At 41.8% G+C, this 737-nt stretch carries 1 protein-coding gene and 1 tRNA gene; both read left to right on the forward strand.

What is annotated here, in order from left to right; genetic code table 11:
- Positions 1-38 precede the first annotated feature (38 nt).
- Positions 39-111 (forward strand) — tRNA-Glu (locus EI28_RS10380).
- 363 nt (positions 112-474) lie between these two features.
- A partial coding sequence (locus EI28_RS13585) for an NYN domain-containing protein (protein WP_155937362.1) occupies positions 475-737 on the forward strand: 263 nt, incomplete at its 3' end.

A 737-nucleotide genomic window follows, 5' to 3' on the forward strand; every position in this document is an offset into this window, starting at 1 on the left:
TCGCGCCCAAGTTGTATAGCACTTCGGTGCATAGATTCGCTGCTATAGTGTAGGGGCCAATCATGTCGGCCTTTCACGCCGACGACAGGGGTTCAAATCCCCTTAGCAGCATACTTTTTTTGGTGAAATGATTGTCTAAAACAAATGCTCAATACAATCTCACATATCAAGATAAACGCTGTAATACTCATTCATCGGCGTGATCATTTGATATGTGGCATCACGGCCCAGATACTCCAGTGGGACATCTTGTTCCTTGATTTTTCAAATCGATAGATATAAGTGATTAAAAACTGAGAACCACAAATTGAAACGTCAGGATCAGGTCTCAAATATTCAGATATTCAACTGAAATGCATTAACTGTATTTTAGATAAATGCCAGTGAGGGCGGCTCCTAGGCATCGGAAGGCATTATCACAGAAAATGATGTACTGCAACGAGAAAATGTCGCATCTCTCTGAAGGTCGATTTCATGGAAGATAATAATGTTGCCATCTATCTCGATTTCGAAAATCTCGCAATCTCAGCAGAACAAACATACCCCTCTCATGAAAAACCTCTCTTCCTGCGCCCAATTCTTGATTACGCAACAAGTTTTGGAAACATATGTATTAAAAAATCATATGCGGACTGGTCACAGGAAATAGTTCGCCAATACGAGAGGAAATTGGTGAAACATGGCTTCGAGATGAGACACCTCCCGCAGACCAGCTTCCAGGGAAAAAACGGAGTTGA

The sequence above is a fragment of the Methanoculleus sp. MH98A genome (assembly GCF_000691865.1).
GTDB lineage: Archaea > Halobacteriota > Methanomicrobia > Methanomicrobiales > Methanoculleaceae > Methanoculleus.